Below are 1,670 nucleotides of genomic sequence, written 5' to 3'. Positions count from 1 at the left end.
ATCGGGATGTAAATTCCGCACTGAATATTCTTGCGCTCGGACATGAGCGTCTCGCAGGAGGAATCCCCGTCCTTTAGGTCGGGGAGGATGTCAATTAATCAGCAAATTAAGTTATTTTGCTAGATATTTATATTCAACATTAACTTTTTGATTCGCTTGTGGAATAGCATTACCAAAGAAGACCACAGAAGTTCCAGTATTACTATAAATTAAATCGAAGCCATTTTGATTACTTACATCACGAGCAACATTCTGTCCTTCAACGGTGACTTTCACTGATGATGGAATTGGTGTTTGTGTAAGGGTGAAACTACTGGCTAGACCAGAAGCAGATTTAATAATCTCATCAAATACAACGGACCAACTTGCTGCATCTGTACAAATAGAAGCAGAGCTGCCGCCTGTCAAACGTGAGATTTCTTTAAAGTGTGCGCCACCAGAGGCACTACCACCTTGACCATTACAAGAAAAATTTGGATCGTCTGGTCGGGTAGTGGTGAAGTCTGGTCTAAGTAAAGTTCCTGTACCTACAATGGAGAAGTAGGTTGAACCTGTTTTGACGAAATAGTCTTTATAATCATTAAAACTTCGTATTGTATAATTAGTAGATGCTCCAGATGGACGACTACCGTAAACAGTCTCATTCTCTGGTTCATCTGATAAAAATACCACAAGATTTTTCGCGTTTGTACGATCAAAACCAGTTAAATTTGCTTCACGTACACAATAAAAACCTGTTTCCGTACCTGAGCCTGATGTGCCTGGCGTGGAAAGTTTTTTCCATTCTGCTTCTGCATTGACAGTGTTCTTATCAATAAAATTGGTTGTACCATCTGTTAATGTACGTAAAGTAGTACAAGTACGAGCATCTTGAGTTGTTGCGGCTAAGCGATAATCAATCCCTGCTTTATTAAGCGTGTTAAAGAATTGTGTTGCACCATTTGCAAGATTGCTTTGTTCTTGACCCATTGATCCAGAGGAATCAATTGACCAGAGAATATCAACAGCATTAGAGCCTGTTGCATTCTGTGTAAATTCATTTGAAACCGTTTTAATTTCTATCGGTACATTACTTGATAAAGCAGTAGCAATGTTGAGATCACCATATAATTTATTTACTACTGTTGCTTGATTAATACTATAGCTATTTGCCCAAAGGAAGCCAGTCTGGTTAGCAATCCAAAAGGCTAAGTTAAGACGTAATTTTACATTTTGATCAGTTACTGTAGCTGGTAATGTTGTTAGTGCAACATTGCCATTCAAATGTGAAATTAATAATTCACGAATTTTACGGACATTTTGAGCAGTTTTAAAATCTAATTCTAAAGTAATATGTGCAACATCAGATTGTGAGTTTTTAGAAATTTTATTGACTAACACATTAACGGTAGCACCATTATCTTTCAAAAGTTGTGTGAAATCTGATAAATATTTCGTGGTCAATTCGTCAAGTGTTTTTGGATTATTTTTTAAATCCAATGCAAAACCGACAGCATTGGCTTGAGTATCATCTAGTAATAGTACGCCAGTATTTGATGCTAAAGCTGTTTCAGTGAAAAAGTTTTTATCAACTGCACCAAAAATAGCAATATTCGCTTTCGTGCTACTAACAGTTGCCTCAGTCTGTACGGTTGTTGGTGTTGGTGTTGGTGTTGGTGTTGGTGTTGGTG

The 1,670-nt window shown here is 37.4% G+C and carries 1 protein-coding gene and 1 pseudogene; one reads left to right on the top strand and one right to left on the bottom strand.

What is annotated here, in order from left to right:
* A pseudogene (locus F973_RS15685) lies at positions 1 to 77 on the top strand (RNA-guided endonuclease TnpB family protein); the annotation flags it as partial.
* Between the two features lie 34 nt (positions 78 to 111).
* Here F973_RS15685 and F973_RS15465 read toward each other — a convergent pair.
* A partial coding sequence (locus F973_RS15465; protein ID WP_004761190.1) for a vWA domain-containing protein occupies positions 112 to 1,670 on the bottom strand: 1,559 nt, incomplete at its 5' end.

Source organism: Acinetobacter sp. CIP 102129 (assembly GCF_000368305.1).
GTDB classification, from domain to species: domain Bacteria; phylum Pseudomonadota; class Gammaproteobacteria; order Pseudomonadales; family Moraxellaceae; genus Acinetobacter; species Acinetobacter parvus.
The sequence above is the reverse complement of the archived record's forward strand: the minus strand, read 5'-3'. Positions and strand labels throughout refer to the sequence as shown.